The following is a 14098-nucleotide window of genomic DNA, read 5'->3' as shown; positions in this document are numbered from 1 at the left end:
GAGCGTTTCAAAAAGGGCGCTATTAACTTTGAAACAACCGAAGTAAGGTTCAGACTGGATGAAAACGGAAAACCGCTGGGTATTTACAAGAAGGAGCGCCACGATTCCAATAAGTTGATTGAAGAATTTATGCTCCTCGCGAATAAGCGCGTTGCCGAATATGTGTACTCGCTTTCAAAAGGCGAAGAGAAAAACACGATGGTATACCGGATACACGAGGCGCCGGATGTGGAAAGGCTTAAAACCTTCGCCACTTTTGTAGCCAAGCTGGGGCACAAGCTCGTAGTTGAGGAAGAAAACAAAATCGCAAAATCCATGAATGCGATGCTGGCGAAAGTGGAAGGCCGGCCGGAGCAGAATTTGATAGAATCGCTAGCTGTGCGTACAATGGCCAAAGCCAGGTACAGTACCGAGGACGACGGTCACTTTGGTCTTGCATTCACGAGGTATTCACACTTTACCTCGCCAATCCGCCGGTACCCTGATGTAATGGCGCACAGGTTGTTGCAGCACTACCTGAATGGCGGCTCCAATGTGGACAAAGAAGCGTACGAAGAAGCATCGAAGCATTCTTCCGAGCGCGAGCGGCTGGCAGCAGAGGCAGAGCGGGCCTCTATCAAATACAAGCAGGTAGAATATATGAGCTCCATGGATCCCGACCAGGAGTTTGACGGAATTATCACCGGCGTAACGGAATTCGGGATTTTCGTAGAGATAACAGAGACTGCTTCCGAGGGATTGATCAGAATGACTGATCTTGGTGACGATTTTTACGAACTCGACAAGGAGAACTATCGCATTGTAGGCCAGCGTACCAAAAAGATCTATGCTTTTGGAGATAAGGTGAAAGTAAAGGTAAAAGATACAAACCTGGCACGCAGGAGTATGGACCTTTACCTTGCGGGAACCATTCCATCTCCAAGCCGAGACCGGGGTAGCAGTGACCGTGGCCAACGCGGCGGCCGGTCGAGCCGCGGCGAAACCCGCCCACCCCGTTCTTCCAGAGGTAACAGAGGTAACAAAGGCTCAACCAGTGTTGACCCGGGCCGGGCTAGGAAACGGCGGCGCTAGTGTGACCGATTTTCCATTTGAACGTCTTGATCAGAAAGATCAAGTCAAATGGAAATCGTTTACAAACAAGAATCGTACGAGATAATTGGAAAGTGCATGGAAGTTCACAAGGAACTTGGACATGGTTTTCTCGAAATCGTTTACAAAGACGCGCTTGAATTGCTGTTTCGTCAAGACGACATTTTCTTTGAGCGTGAAAAGGAATATCCTGTTTACTTCCGCGGCATTTTGCTGCGCCACAAATTCTGGGCTGACTTTGTGGTTTACGACAAGATAATTCTTGAACTGAAATGTGTATCAGTGCTCACCGACGAGCATGTTGCTCAGACGCTGAATTACCTGAAAGTGTCCGGGAACAAGCTTGGTCTGCTTGTTAATTTTGGCAGGGGTAAATTAGAATATCGCAGATTGTTGCTTTGATTTATTGCCACGAATGCACGAAACAGGCACGAATACTTCGTGAAAATTCGTGCATTCGTGGCGTAAAATATAATCGAAGCGGCGGAGTAATCAGGCCGGCAGAAAAGCCCTTACTTTTTCTTCCAGCAGGTCTACCTGCGTTGATAATGATCGCAATTCTTTTAATAACTGATCTTTAAGTGTTTCTTTGGAAGCACTTTTTTCGTTTATTTCCTTCCAAAACAATTCTCTTTCTTCCTCTGTCTGTAAAGTGGAGAATTCCTCAAAATAAGAGATTAAACTAAGCGGGACTGTTGTTCTCATGGTTTTAGCAGATTTTCAATTTCATTCAGTCTATTAAGTATAGAAGGCAGTGTTCAGTGAGCAACCAAATAGGTTAGAATTTGGTAACAGCTTTCTTTGCATTAATTTATAAAAACACCTTATGCGCAAAACACTCTATTTCCTCTTTTTTAATACGCTGATCTTCACTGCCTCACTCGCCCAAAAACCCGCTTCCAAAGAAGACTGGCAGCCGCTGTTTAATGGACAGGACCTTACTGGCTGGGACATTAAAATCGCCGGGCATAAGGTCAATGACAATTATAAAAACACCTTTATTGTCGAGGACAACATGATCCGCGTCAATTACAAAGAGTATGACCGGTTTACCACCGAGTACGGACATATGTATTACAACAAGCCTTTTTCGCATTATAAGATCAGGCTCCAGTATCGCTTTACCGGAAACCAGGTACCGGGAGGCGCTTCGTGGAATGTGAGAAACAGCGGTATTATGCTGCATTCACAACCTGCTGCCAGCCTCGGGTTCGACCAGGATTTTCCGATATCACTCGAAATGCAGTATCTCGGCGGACTTAATGCAGGGGAACGTACAACAGGAAACCTTTGTACTCCCGGAACAATCGTGGATATCAATGGAAAACTAGACGAGGCGCATTGCATCAACTCTTCATCTAAAACCTACAATGGCGACCAGTGGGTTACTGCTGAGGCGATTGTGCTGGGCGATTCCATCGTTTATCATTTGATAGAGGGCGATACAGTTCTGGTTTTCACGAATCCGCGTGTGGGCGGCGGATATGTGAGCAAGAGCCACACTTTTAAAGATGGGAAAGTGGGTAACGAAAACGAATGGATCAAAAAAGACGGCACCAAGCTTGGCAGCGGATACATTGCATTGCAAGCGGAGAGCCACCCCATTGATTTCAGGAACATAGAGCTGCTCAACCTGAAAGGCTGTATGAACCCGAAAGCGACCAATTATAAGTCGTACTACGTGGAGCCTGACGAAAAGTCGTGTACGTTTAATAAGTAATGCGATTCGGTTGAACAAGAGTGACCCGGTAACTAAATGGTTTTAAGTATATTTAGAATCACTATATTCTAAATCCCTTTCCAATATGCGCATTGTTGACCGGGTCTTACGCAAGGCCGAAACGCTGAAAGATCAATATTTCCCATTGAGGAAATTCGACGAATCTACCCTACCCTGGATTGATAAGCCTGGTGCGAACATTGCGGAGTTCCTGAAAAAAAATCCGCCTCGTTTCGATGTGCCTTATAATATGGCAGAGAAGCTCGCAGCCTGGGAAAAAAATGGCTATGCTGTTTTGGAAAACGTAATTCCGGAATCTCTTATTGACAAATTCTGGAGTGATTTTCAGGAGCTGGTACAAAATCCCGATAAGTACGACTTATCTGTTCGCATTGATCGTGACGAATTCAAACCTAATCAGGAACGCAACATCAAGGATTTCCCGAAGGAAGCTTTGCTTGGCAAATACGTAAAGATCAATGACTTTCATAATTCATCAGTGGCAGGGAAGAACCTGATGACGCATCCGTCCATTGTTGCATTTCTGGAAGCGATTTTCAATCAACAGGTGGTTGTCATGCAAAGCCTGATATTTATGTACGGAAGCCAGCAGCCTACGCACCAGGATTTTCCATGGGTTACCGCCAAAATTCCCAGTCACCTGGCGGCAGCGTGGATCGCGTTGGAAGATATCAAAATTGACTCCGGCCCTTTATACTATTACATCGGATCTCACAAAATGCCTAAATTCGATTTTGGTTCCGGAATATTATTTAAACCAAATTCAACCAAATCGCCGCTCGAATTTGCCGATTATCTTGATAAAACCTGTACAGACCTTCAATATCCAAAAGAAACGCTGCTGATCAAAAAAGGCGATGTGCTTATCTGGCACGCTGCACTGGCCCATGGCGGTTCTATGATCTCCAATCCGGAACAAACCAGGAAATCATTTGTTTGCCACTATTCCACAGCAGAAGCGCTGCCTTATCACAGGAACTTTACCACCAGCCCGCCAGTAGTACAGACCTACAATGGCGTGAATATTTTCAATAATCCTCTCTTCCCCCAATCCGAAGACATACTGAAGTAATTAATCACGATTCCGCTTCCGGTTTTTTATATTTTTGCACAGAATGGACGTTAGTATACCGTCCATTTTTCTTTTTTAACCCCGAAGCATTTTTATGCTCCCTAAAAGTACAATTCTCCGGATACTTCTGCTGATCGCTGCCTTGGCCGGAATCAACTGGCTCGGATCGCTCCTTTTCGTCAGGCTGGATCTGACTGAGGACAAGCGGTACAGCATTTCGGAGGCTACCAAAGTGCTGCTGGGCAGTCTTGACAAGGATATTGTTGTAAATGTATACCTCTCAGGCGATTTCCCAGCAGGGTTTGAGCGGCTTGAAAGTGCCACAAGGGAAACGCTCGAAGAATTTAAAACCTACTCCAACGGACATTTAAGCGTCAACTACTCTGATCCTACCGAAGCAACGAGTGAAGAACAGCGGCAAAAGCAGTTCATAAATCTGGTTGACCGCGGATTGACCCCGACCAATGTTTTCGCCAACGAAGATGGGAAGCGGACAGAGAAAATCATTTTTCCTGGCGCCATTGTTCAGGCAGATACCTTGTCTGTTCCGGTGCAGTTGCTGAAAGGAAATAAGACGAGTTCTCCGGAGGAACAGCTTAACCAATCTTACGAAGGCGTAGAATTCGAGCTTGCATCCGCAATTCGCCTGCTGGCTAATCCGGAGCGTAAAAAAGTTGGGCTGGTTGTTAGTCACACCAAAATATCACCTGCGCGACTGAGCGACCTGATCGCCACGATCCAGCAGCATTACGATCTGTTTCTCGACATGAACAATCCCGAATCTTACGAAGGGTTGGATGCGTTGATTGTAATGAAACCTGACAGCGCTTTTTCAGACGATGAAAAATATAAGCTCGACCAATATGTCGTTTCAGGCGGTAGTGCGATGTTTTTCACAGATGGCGCCAAAGTAGACAGTGTGAGCCTGGACGGAAATTATGCACAGCCTCAGGACTTGAACCTGAATGATCTGTTATTCAAATGGGGCGCGCGCATCAACACCAATCTTGTAAAAGACCTGAAATGCGCTGACATCCTGCTGAATGTAGGTAACCGCGGCGATGCACCGGAGATCAGGCCAATGCCCTGGCGCTTTTACCCAATGATCAACAATTTTGGCGCGCATACGATTACACGCAACCTGAATGCGATTTACACGCGGTTTCTCAGCAGCATAGATACTGTCGGTGGCGCAGCTTCTGTACGGAAAACGCCCTTGCTATTGACCTCACCCTACACACAGGTACTGAACACACCTGTATTGGTAGGCTATAATGAAGCGCGCAAAGATCCAGATGCCGCTGAGTACCGGGGTGGTGAAAAACTGGCGGCAGTATTGCTGGAAGGATCATTCAGCTCGCTTTTTCAAAATCGCATTTTGCCCGGTGATCCGCGGGCAGCCAAATTCAAGGCAGAAGGGAGTGGCGGGAAAGTGATTATCTGTTCCGACGGCGACTTGATTGTTAACGATTTTGATTACAAAAGAAATGCTCCCCTCCCGCTCGGATATGACAGGGTGACTAAGCAAACTTTTGGTAATAAAGATTTTGTGATGAATGCGCTGGACTACCTTACAGATGCCAATGGACTGATCAGTGCGCGTAATAAAGAGATCTCTATCCGCGCATTGGACAAGATTCAAATTCAGGAAAAAAGGAAGTTTTGGCAAGGTATCAACCTGTTGCTGCCCATTGTTGTTATCGGAATTTTTGGCGCGCTGCGATACTATCTTCGTCGCCGAAAATTCGCCTGAGATTAAGGTAGTTCGTCGGCAATTTTTTATATTTTTGTTCCCTACAAAAGGATTTTCTGGCCTCTGCCGATCATATTACATTAACATTTAAACACTTACGTCACGAATTATGAAGTTTGTCGTTTCGTCATCAGTTCTTTTAAAACAGCTATCAGCTATAAACGGTGTCGTTTCAACGAACCCAATAGTCCCCATACTGGAAAATTTCCTTTTGTCGCTGGAAGGCAATACGCTGACAGTTACAGCTTCTGACCTGCAAACGGTGATGATCACTGAAATTGAGGTTGAATCTGCTGAAAAAGGAGCGATCGCTATTCCTGCCAAATTGTTGCTGGATACGCTTCGCGGATTGCCTGAGCAACCTATCACTTTGCAGGTGAATGGAGAAACATTCGGGACGGAGATCATTTCCGATAACGGACGTTATAAATTATCCGGAGAAAATCCGATTGATTTCCCAAAAACACCTGCTGTAAACCGTGGCCAGGCTGTTGAATTTTCATCTTCTGCATTAGGATCTGCCATAGCTAACACGCTTTTCGCAACCAGTACAGACGATCTGCGCCCTGCTATGACAGGGGTTTTTGTACAAATGGGTACAGAAAGCGCAACTTTCGTAGCGACTGACGGCCACCGTCTGGTGCGCTACCGCCGGACAGACATTAAGTCTGATATTGATACTTCCATGATCATCCAGCGGAAAGCATTAAACCTGCTGAAATCCTGTCTGCCTTCGGATGATGTACCCGTGAAAGCCGAATTTACTTCTTCCAATGCGTTTTTCAGCTTTGGCAATATCCGCATGATCTGCCGCCTGATCGACGAGCGCTTCCCCGATTATGAGAATGCAATCCCGACCAATAATCAAAATACATTAACGATTAACAGAATGGAAATTCTGAGTTCGTTGAGACGTATTTCGATTTACTCCAACCGGACTACACATCAGGTACGTTTGAAAATGTCTTTGAATGATCTTGTGATATCTGCGGAGGATTTAGATTATTCAAACGAGGCAAACGAGCGTTTGATGTGCGAGTACAATGGGGACGATATGGAGATTGGGTTTAATGCTAAATTCCTGATTGAAGTTCTAGGAAATCTTTCCAGCAAGACAATCACCTTTGAACTATCTGCTCCAAATCGTGCAGGCTTGATTATCCCGGTGGATCAGGGAGAAAATGAAGATATCCTGATGCTTGTCATGCCAGTGATGCTAAATACTTACGTTTAGACCCAGGGAAAACACCATAGTAGAAAGGTCAGCGATAATGCTGACCTTTTTTATTATACATTGACATTCAACTGTTTACCATAAACTTTCATCATCTACGAAAAAAATCGTAGCAAAGCCTTGCTTCTACGATTTTTTTCGTAGATATTTGATACGAAGGTTATCGTAATCAATTAGCTATGTATATCAAACCCACCGAATCCGAGCTCGAAATTTTAAATTACTTGTGGCAAGCGGGCCCAAGTACTGTTCGGGCTGTACATGATGCACTTTCCGCAACCAAAGATGTTGGCTATACCACAACCCTCAAACTCATGCAAATTATGCATGATAAAGGTTTGCTGTATCGCACAGAACAAGGCCGCTCCCACATTTATGTCGCATTGCTGGGCAAAGAAGAAACCCAGCAGAACCTGGTCGGAAAGTTAGTCGAAACTGTATTCCAAGGTTCAGCGGCGCAAATGGTAATGCAGGCGTTGGGAAATCACACCACGTCGAAAGAAGAGTTAGATGAAATTCGTGAGTTATTAAATAACCTTGAAAACAATCGCTAGCCATGAATGCAATTTCAACCTTTTTCTCCTCCCCTATTGTGCCCGCATTTGGATGGACACTGGTTCACTCAGTTTGGCAGGGAACCGCTCTATTACTAATTGCACTTGCAACTTTCTTTGCTTTTCGCAATAAGTCTGCGAATGCAAGGTATCTATCGGGAATAAGTTTTCTCCTTTTGCAGGTAATTGCATCCGTTGCGACATTTGCGTATTACTACCGTCAGTTCGCTGCGTCGGCGTCTATCAAAACCTCAGCAGCTGTTTCCGCGCCTTCTTCGGGGCTTAATGCTGCGGGACCGTCTGCTTACCAATTGCCATTTTCGTTGAAAGTGCAGCTATGGTTAAGTACGCATTTGCACGAACTGGTAATATGCTGGCTTATTGGTGCTGGCTTTTTGCTGATCCGGTTCTTAGGTGGCTGGCTTTTTACAGAGCGGCTTCGCATAGGTTCGGTTATTGTGTCTGATCGAGAATGGAGGGCTAGATTGGGCGTGATTTTAGCCAGGATGAATATCTCGAAGTCAGTTGAATTCAAGGAAACTGCACGGATACTTACGCCGATGGTCATTGGAACACTAAGCCCGGTTATACTGATCCCGATAGGATTTCTGACCGGATTCTCAACTTCGCAAGTTGAAGCTATTCTCGCTCACGAGCTCGCTCACATCAAGCGCAATGATTACCTCGTTAACATGCTGCAATCCTTTGTGGAAGTTGTATTCTTTTTCCATCCTGCGATCTGGTGGCTGTCTGACCGGGTGCGTGCCGAGCGTGAACATTGCTGCGATGACATCGCGCTTTCAGTTTGCGGAGACAAAATGTCGCTGGCCCACGCGCTGGTGAAAGTAGCTGAATGGCAGTCCGCTCCGAGACTGGCGATGGCATTTGCATCTAAAAAACCTTTACTGCTGAACCGTGTACAAAGAGTATTGGGAATTTCACCCAAAAAATCAGGCGGGCTGGGCACTTTACCTCTGATCCTTTTTGCAATCAGTTTGGTTGTCGCAGTTTCTGTATACTCGGTAGCTCAAAAGTCAGAGAAAAAGCAGGAACGCAAAACTTCAAAGGTTATCGCAAAGAAGGCGGGTAAAAAGCGCTTCACACTGAAAAGCGACGAGTCCGAGATTGCAGAACATCTTGATACTGATGAGGTAGATATAGATGAAAGTCTACATGACCTGGATTTGAATGTGAATGTTGACCTCAATGATATGAAAATCGACATCAACACGGATTCGCTGCAACGTAAATTGCAGGCTTTACAAAATGAAATGGAGCCACTTCACCGCAGAATGGAGGAAATCAACCTGGAAATTGAAAAACAAAACTTTGAAGTAGAGCGGGTAAATCGCGAAATAGAGAAGATAGAATGGAAGAAAGAGCGTGCAATGGACAGCCGGTCCGAATTGATGGAAAAACGCTCCGAGCTCCTGAACAGAAATAGCAATACAAATCAATTGAAACTGAGCGAGGCTGATCTTGACAAGCAATTATCTGAATTTGAACAGCAGATCAAAGTACAGGAACAGCAGATCGCCACACTGAACTCCCAGATTTCAGCGGCACGCAAAGAAACTTTTGCCGCAGAAGAACCGCTCAGGAAATTTGAGTCAGAAATGGAGGATCTGAATGTCAAGATAGATGGCATCGCAGCGCAAATGGGCTTATCCACTTTGGGCATGCACAACCTCCATATTTCGCCTGATATGAAAATGGTGGAGGATGTACCGCATCACCCGGCACGTTCCCGAGTTCAGCGGAAGAGGGTATCACCCCCACCTCCGCCGCCAGCAGCACCTGCCAAAGCTGCGAGGCCAGCAAAAATCCCCGCACCCGCAGCTCCTCCGGCGCCACCGGTTCCGCCTGCAAAAAGGGCATCAAATCAGCAGTAAGTATCTATTCGACTTCGATAATAACGTCGTCGGTCATTGGACGGGTGACGCAGGTGAGGATAAAACCAGCATCTCTTTCTCCCTGCGTCAGTCCTTCATCCTCGTCCATTTGAACCTTCCCTGAAACGCAACGACCCATACAGGCTGTACACATACCTGCCTGGCAGGAGTAAGGCAGGTCGATATCCATATTCAATGCAGCCTCCAACACTGTTTCGTGCGCCTGAACAGATACCTTATACTCCGTACCTTCATAGAAAAGGGTTACTTCACGCATTTTGTGGGTATCATCTTCGGAAACAATCACCTCACCCGGCTGCGTTGATGCGGCAGTTATAAAGCTTTCACGTCTCACTTTCTCATCCGGGACGCCCAGAATAGCCAGTGCACGCCGGGCCTCGTCGATCATATCTTCCGGTCCGCACAAAAAGTATTCGGCTTCTTTACTTTTAAGGTCGCCAAGCTGTCCGACTATTTTCAGAATATGTGTCTTATTCAAACGGCCGGTCTCTCCCACCCACATTTCGCCTGGCTGACTTAATGTGTGCACCACCTGAAAACGCGCTCCATACTTTTCCTTCAAACCCTCTATTTTGTTTTTGAAAATAATGGAATCTTCATTTCTGCTGCCATAAACCAGAAATACCTGGCTTTCCTGTTCTACGATCAAGATAGATTTCAGAATAGAGAACAAAGGTGTAATGCCACTTCCCGCGCCTATAAAGACAACCTGTCTCACCTGATCATCTTCCTGTTTGGGGAAAAATGAACCCATGGGTTCCACTGCTTCCAGAATGTCGCCTTCTTTGATGGTATCAAGCAGTAAATTAGATGCATAACCTCCCGGGATTCGCTTTATTGTAACCGCCAGCGAAACATCCGTATAAGGTGAGCTCGACATGGAGTACGACCTCCGCACCTTTGTCCCATCCTCAGCCGGCAACAAAAAAGTCAGGAATTGTCCCGGTCGATAAGCAACAACTTCATTGAGCGGGTGCCAGAAGTGGATTGTTGAAGCCTCTTCCGTTTCTTTTTCAACTTCTTTGACTTTTAAAAAATAGTGTTTGCTCATATGGATGGCTGTTTAGCTGTTCGCTGTTAGCATTTTTGGCTGTTGACTTGGCTATGAACTAATAGCTATGTGCTGCTTGTTTTTTGGTTATATTAAATGCAAAAGCCTCACAGGTAACACCTATGAGGCTTTTTTCATTCTTTGATCTTTTATTTTAAAGTCGCAACTGCATCTTTAATGCGCTGAACTGCCTCGGTTAGGGCTTCGTCAGCAGCGGCTGTGGAGATACGAATGCAGTTGGGTGCACCAAATCCTGAGCCTGCTACGGTTGAAACATAAGAGTTGTTCAACAACCAGTTACAGAAATCGTCTGAATTGTTAATTGTAGTTTCACCATCAGATTTCCCGAAGTAGTAGCTCACATCAGGGAATGCGTAAAATGCGCCCTGAGGTACATTTACTTTGAAACCAGGGATTTCTTTCAGCAAACCTACTACCAGGTCTCTGCGGCGCTGGTAAGCTTTTGCCATTTCAATCGAAGGTTCCATCGGGCCATTGAATGCTGCGGTCGCGGCTTTCTGGGCAATGGAGTTCGTACCCGAGGTAACTTGCCCCTGCAACTTCTCCACGCCGTCTGCAATCCATTTGGCAGCAGCAATAAAGCCGATCCTCCAACCTGTCATCGCATAACCTTTTGCTACTCCATTGACAGTGATAACCCGGTCTTTCAATGCAGGAATAGATCCCATGCTGAAATGACCTTCTTCTGTAAAGTTGATGTATTCATAAATTTCGTCTGCCAGTACGTACACACCTTCGTGTTTTTCAAGTACTGCGGCGATTTCTCGTAGTTCAGATTCTGTGTAAACCGCTCCGGTAGGATTGTTTGGAGAAGCGTACATCACGATTTTTGTTTTCGGTGTAATTGCTGCTTCCAGTTGCTGGGCGGTAACTTTAAAATCGTTTTCAAAAGCACCATCCAAAACCACTGACTTACCTTCTGCCAGCTTCACCATTTCGGAGTAGCTCACCCAATATGGTGCGAAAATGACTACTTCGTCACCTGGATTTACCAAAACCTGGATTACGTTCGCCAGTGAATGTTTGGCACCTGTTGAAACTACGATATTTTCAGGTTTCCAATCTATCTTATTATCTCTCAACAACTTGTCGGCAATCGCCTTGCGCAGATCAGGATAACCTGCAACGGGAGAATAGCCATGAAAACCGTCATCGATGGCCTTCTTGGCAGCTTCGCAGATGTGCTCAGGCGTCTTAAAGTCTGGCTCACCTACACTTAGACTGATTACTCTGTGGCCTTTGGAGGCAAGCTCCCGGGCCATTTTGGTCATCGCCAGCGTCGAAGATTCTTCGAGGGCGTTGATGCGGTCGGCTAACATGCGTGTTTCCAACCGGGTTTGCTCTGCTACTGCGGACATTGCAACAAGGAATTGAGTTAAAGAAGGTACTGCTATCTGTATCAACAAATTGCCCGCAAAGGTATGGCTTTTTTAGGAGTTGTGCCGTTTTAAGCAAACAAAGATTTTTTAAAATTTTACCGTTACCATTTCAATGATTGTACGTCTTAGTTAATAATCAGCTAATCTTTTATCCTAAAAAATACATTTATGGAAACTGAGATCACGATAGAGGAATTAAGATTTCTCGCCAATATTCCACGGGAACTTGAAACTACATTCCTGCGTGTAGCCAATGGACTGCATCAAAAGGCAAAGCACTCCAAGGAAAAAGTGTTCATCATGTTGGTGAGAATGCTGCAAAATCCAAAAAAATATGCATACTCAAAAAGTAAGCTGACCAATCTGGCTCAAACCGTTTTTGATCTTAAAAAAAACGGTACAGACATCTCACTGACCGAAGATGGGCAAGAGCTGCTTGTCAATGAAGAAGCTGTGCTCACACCGCAGCAAAATGAGGGTAAGTCCGGGAATCAGTTTGGGTTGAGGGACGACAAGCTGCATTATGCGGTTTTTGGACGGAAACATATTGAAGAAGGCGCTTTAAAGCAAATGGAAACGGCGGTAAGTCTGCCTATATCAGTCAGTGGAGCCTTAATGCCCGATGCACACCAGGGTTATGGTCTTCCGATTGGTGGCGTACTTGCGACAGAAGCAGATAAAGTGATTCCTTACGCAGTGGGCGTGGATATTGCGTGCAGGATGTGTATGTCGATTTTTGATATTCGTCCCGACTATATCAAACGCGAGCCGCATTTACTTAAAAAGATACTGACCGAAAACACAAAGTTTGGAATGGGCGGCGAGACGGGCAGGAAGTTTGATGACAGCGTAATGGACAAGCCGGAATGGAACGCAACCAAGGTGATCCGAGATTTGAAAGACAAAGCTTACCGACAACTCGGTAGCTCAGGCACAGGTAATCATTTCGTTGAATGGGGTATCACAGAGATTTTGGCCGACGATGCACTGCTCGGGTTACCCAAAGGCATGTATCTTTCACTTTTGTCGCATTCAGGTTCAAGAGGTTTTGGCGGGAATGTGGCTAACTACTACTCCAAGCTGGCGATGCAGAAAACGATACTGCCGAAACAGGCAGCACATCTGGCCTGGCTCGATCTCAACACGGAGGAGGGGCAGGCATACTGGATCGGAATGAACCTTGCGGGTGATTACGCATCTGCAAACCATCATGAAATCCACAACAAAATTGCTAAGCAGCTTGGTGAAACGCCATTGAAAATAATTGAAAACCACCATAATTTCGCCTGGAAAGAGAAGCTGGCAGATGGAAGAGAGGTGATCGTGCATCGAAAAGGAGCTACACCTGCCGGTACGGAAGAGCTCGGGATTATCCCGGGATCGATGAGCCAGCCTGGATATGTTATCAGGGGAAAAGGAAACGCGGACTCGATCAACTCTGCATCACACGGGGCCGGGAGATTGATGTCACGGACAAAAGCATTTACATCGACAACAAGAAGTCAGATGAACCAGATCCTGGCGGATGCCGGCATTCAGCTGATCGGTGGCGACCTGGACGAATCGCCGATGGTTTATAAGAACATTGAAGATGTGATATCGGCACAAACTGACCTGGTATCAGTCCTGGCGAGATTTTCTCCGAAAATAGTCAGAATGGCAGACGCAAACAGGAAGGAGGGGCGGGAAGATTAATCTTTAGTAAGCCGCCTTCTTTCAACAAATATATGGATTAAGAAAAGGGAGACAACAACGAGCTTGGCGGGGATCATTCAGGCAGGCAGGATTAGGTTTATTCAAAAATAACATATCGTGAACATCCGGTCAATAGGTTGTTTTAAGATTTGAGTTTCCGGTAAGAATAGATCTAAAATACTCCTAATACGAATAAAAAAGGCCACTCCTTTTCAGGAATGGCCTTTTGTGCCGAAGGCGGGACTCGAACCCGCATGGGGCAACCCCCACACGCCTCTGAAACGTGCGTGTCTACCAGTTTCACCACTTCGGCATTGAAATTGGGTTGGCAAAAATATAAAAGACTTGACACTTTCCAAGTCCCAAACTTAAATTTTCACACTCTCGTACAAGACAGGAATGTGAACATTCTTAAAACCCGCTTTTTGCAGTTTTAATTTGAAGGTAACCTGCGTTTCGTATTCTCCGTGAACAAGGAAAATCTTCTGCACGCGCCTGGGAGTCTGGCAAGAGAGAAAATCAAGCATTTCGTTGTAATCGCCGTGACCGGAAAATGAGTCCATACTTTCTACCCGGCAGCGTACATCCAGGTGTTC

Annotated in this window: 13 protein-coding genes and 1 tRNA gene; 9 read left to right on the top strand and 5 right to left on the bottom strand. The window is 45.7% G+C overall.

Annotation, left to right across the window (positions count from 1 at the left end; all coding sequences use genetic code 11):
- Together ACTIE6_RS02550 and ACTIE6_RS02545 are read left to right on the top strand one after the other, a co-directional pair.
- Positions 1-1071, top strand: a 1071-nt coding sequence (locus ACTIE6_RS02550; protein WP_439555134.1) for an RNB domain-containing ribonuclease, incomplete at its 5' end; no start/stop codon positions are given.
- A gap of 48 nt (positions 1072-1119) precedes the next feature.
- Complete coding sequence (locus ACTIE6_RS02545) at positions 1120-1491, top strand: GxxExxY protein (protein ID WP_439555133.1); 372 nt, start codon at positions 1120-1122, stop codon at positions 1489-1491.
- A 90-nt stretch (positions 1492-1581) separates the two neighbouring features.
- On the opposite strand, the gene ACTIE6_RS02540 is transcribed toward ACTIE6_RS02545, so the two are convergent.
- The gene (locus ACTIE6_RS02540; protein ID WP_439555132.1) at positions 1582-1794 is read right to left on the bottom strand and encodes a hypothetical protein; all 213 of its coding nucleotides are present in this window, start codon (positions 1792-1794) and stop codon (positions 1582-1584) included.
- Between the two features lie 121 nt (positions 1795-1915).
- On the opposite strand from ACTIE6_RS02540, the gene ACTIE6_RS02535 reads away from it, so the two are divergent.
- The 6 genes from ACTIE6_RS02535 to ACTIE6_RS02510 all read left to right on the top strand — a co-directional run bounded on the left by ACTIE6_RS02535 (position 1916) and on the right by ACTIE6_RS02510 (position 9335).
- Positions 1916-2809, top strand: a complete 894-nt coding sequence (locus ACTIE6_RS02535; protein WP_439555131.1) for a 3-keto-disaccharide hydrolase — start codon at positions 1916-1918, stop codon at positions 2807-2809.
- An 85-nt stretch (positions 2810-2894) separates the two neighbouring features.
- Positions 2895-3902 carry a phytanoyl-CoA dioxygenase family protein gene (locus ACTIE6_RS02530; RefSeq protein WP_439555130.1) on the top strand — a complete coding sequence of 336 codons (1008 nt, stop codon included), beginning with the start codon at positions 2895-2897 and terminating at the stop codon, positions 3900-3902.
- A gap of 94 nt (positions 3903-3996) precedes the next feature.
- Positions 3997-5655 carry a gliding motility-associated ABC transporter substrate-binding protein GldG gene (gene gldG, locus ACTIE6_RS02525; RefSeq protein WP_439555129.1) on the top strand — a complete coding sequence of 553 codons (1659 nt, stop codon included), beginning with the start codon at positions 3997-3999 and terminating at the stop codon, positions 5653-5655.
- Between the two features lie 109 nt (positions 5656-5764).
- Entirely contained in the window at positions 5765-6889 is a 1125-nt protein-coding gene (gene dnaN, locus ACTIE6_RS02520) for a DNA polymerase III subunit beta (RefSeq protein ID WP_056290729.1), read from the top strand.
- A 179-nt stretch (positions 6890-7068) separates the two neighbouring features.
- Complete coding sequence (locus ACTIE6_RS02515) at positions 7069-7443, top strand: BlaI/MecI/CopY family transcriptional regulator (protein ID WP_031528554.1); 375 nt, start codon at positions 7069-7071, stop codon at positions 7441-7443.
- Between the two features lie 2 nt (positions 7444-7445).
- The gene (locus ACTIE6_RS02510) at positions 7446-9335 is read left to right on the top strand and encodes a M56 family metallopeptidase (RefSeq protein WP_439555128.1); all 1890 of its coding nucleotides are present in this window, start codon (positions 7446-7448) and stop codon (positions 9333-9335) included.
- A 4-nt stretch (positions 9336-9339) separates the two neighbouring features.
- Here the strand turns inward: ACTIE6_RS02510 and ACTIE6_RS02505 are convergent, their stop codons facing one another.
- Both ACTIE6_RS02505 and ACTIE6_RS02500 read right to left on the bottom strand, forming a co-directional pair.
- Positions 9340-10407, bottom strand: coding sequence for a 2Fe-2S iron-sulfur cluster-binding protein (locus ACTIE6_RS02505; protein WP_439555127.1), 1068 nt, complete (start codon positions 10405-10407; stop codon positions 9340-9342).
- 149 nt (positions 10408-10556) lie between these two features.
- Positions 10557-11786, bottom strand: a complete 1230-nt coding sequence (locus tag ACTIE6_RS02500) for a pyridoxal phosphate-dependent aminotransferase (RefSeq protein WP_439555126.1) — start codon at positions 11784-11786, stop codon at positions 10557-10559.
- Between the two features lie 189 nt (positions 11787-11975).
- Between ACTIE6_RS02500 and ACTIE6_RS02495 the strand changes: the two genes are divergently transcribed.
- On the top strand, positions 11976-13502 hold the full coding sequence (locus tag ACTIE6_RS02495) for an RtcB family protein (protein WP_439555125.1): 1527 nt from the start codon (positions 11976-11978) through the stop codon (positions 13500-13502).
- A gap of 229 nt (positions 13503-13731) precedes the next feature.
- On the opposite strand, the gene ACTIE6_RS02490 is transcribed toward ACTIE6_RS02495, so the two are convergent.
- Positions 13732-13815, bottom strand: a tRNA-Leu gene (locus ACTIE6_RS02490).
- Between the two features lie 55 nt (positions 13816-13870).
- The coding region (locus ACTIE6_RS02485) for an MBL fold metallo-hydrolase RNA specificity domain-containing protein (RefSeq protein WP_439555124.1) at positions 13871-14098 on the bottom strand (228 nt) is incomplete at its 5' end.

The organism is Dyadobacter sp. (assembly GCF_051859145.1).
Lineage (GTDB): Bacteria > Bacteroidota > Bacteroidia > Cytophagales > Spirosomataceae > Dyadobacter.
This window is presented reverse-complemented; position numbering and strand designations above follow the sequence as displayed.

What these genes read in the sequence shown, in the direction of transcription:
- ACTIE6_RS02545 (WP_439555133.1), top strand. Translation starts at nt 1,120, where the DNA reads ATGGAAATCGTTTACAAACAAGAATCGTACGAGATAATTGGAAAGTGC.
- ACTIE6_RS02505 (WP_439555127.1), bottom strand. Translation starts at nt 10,407, where the DNA reads ATGAGCAAACACTATTTTTTAAAAGTCAAAGAAGTTGAAAAAGAAACG.
- dnaN (WP_056290729.1), top strand. Translation starts at nt 5,765, where the DNA reads ATGAAGTTTGTCGTTTCGTCATCAGTTCTTTTAAAACAGCTATCAGCT.
- gldG (WP_439555129.1), top strand. Translation starts at nt 3,997, where the DNA reads ATGCTCCCTAAAAGTACAATTCTCCGGATACTTCTGCTGATCGCTGCC.
- ACTIE6_RS02535 (WP_439555131.1), top strand. Translation starts at nt 1,916, where the DNA reads ATGCGCAAAACACTCTATTTCCTCTTTTTTAATACGCTGATCTTCACT.
- ACTIE6_RS02515 (WP_031528554.1), top strand. Translation starts at nt 7,069, where the DNA reads ATGTATATCAAACCCACCGAATCCGAGCTCGAAATTTTAAATTACTTG.
- ACTIE6_RS02495 (WP_439555125.1), top strand. Translation starts at nt 11,976, where the DNA reads ATGGAAACTGAGATCACGATAGAGGAATTAAGATTTCTCGCCAATATT.
- ACTIE6_RS02510 (WP_439555128.1), top strand. Translation starts at nt 7,446, where the DNA reads ATGAATGCAATTTCAACCTTTTTCTCCTCCCCTATTGTGCCCGCATTT.
- ACTIE6_RS02540 (WP_439555132.1), bottom strand. Translation starts at nt 1,794, where the DNA reads ATGAGAACAACAGTCCCGCTTAGTTTAATCTCTTATTTTGAGGAATTC.
- ACTIE6_RS02500 (WP_439555126.1), bottom strand. Translation starts at nt 11,786, where the DNA reads ATGTCCGCAGTAGCAGAGCAAACCCGGTTGGAAACACGCATGTTAGCC.
- ACTIE6_RS02530 (WP_439555130.1), top strand. Translation starts at nt 2,895, where the DNA reads ATGCGCATTGTTGACCGGGTCTTACGCAAGGCCGAAACGCTGAAAGAT.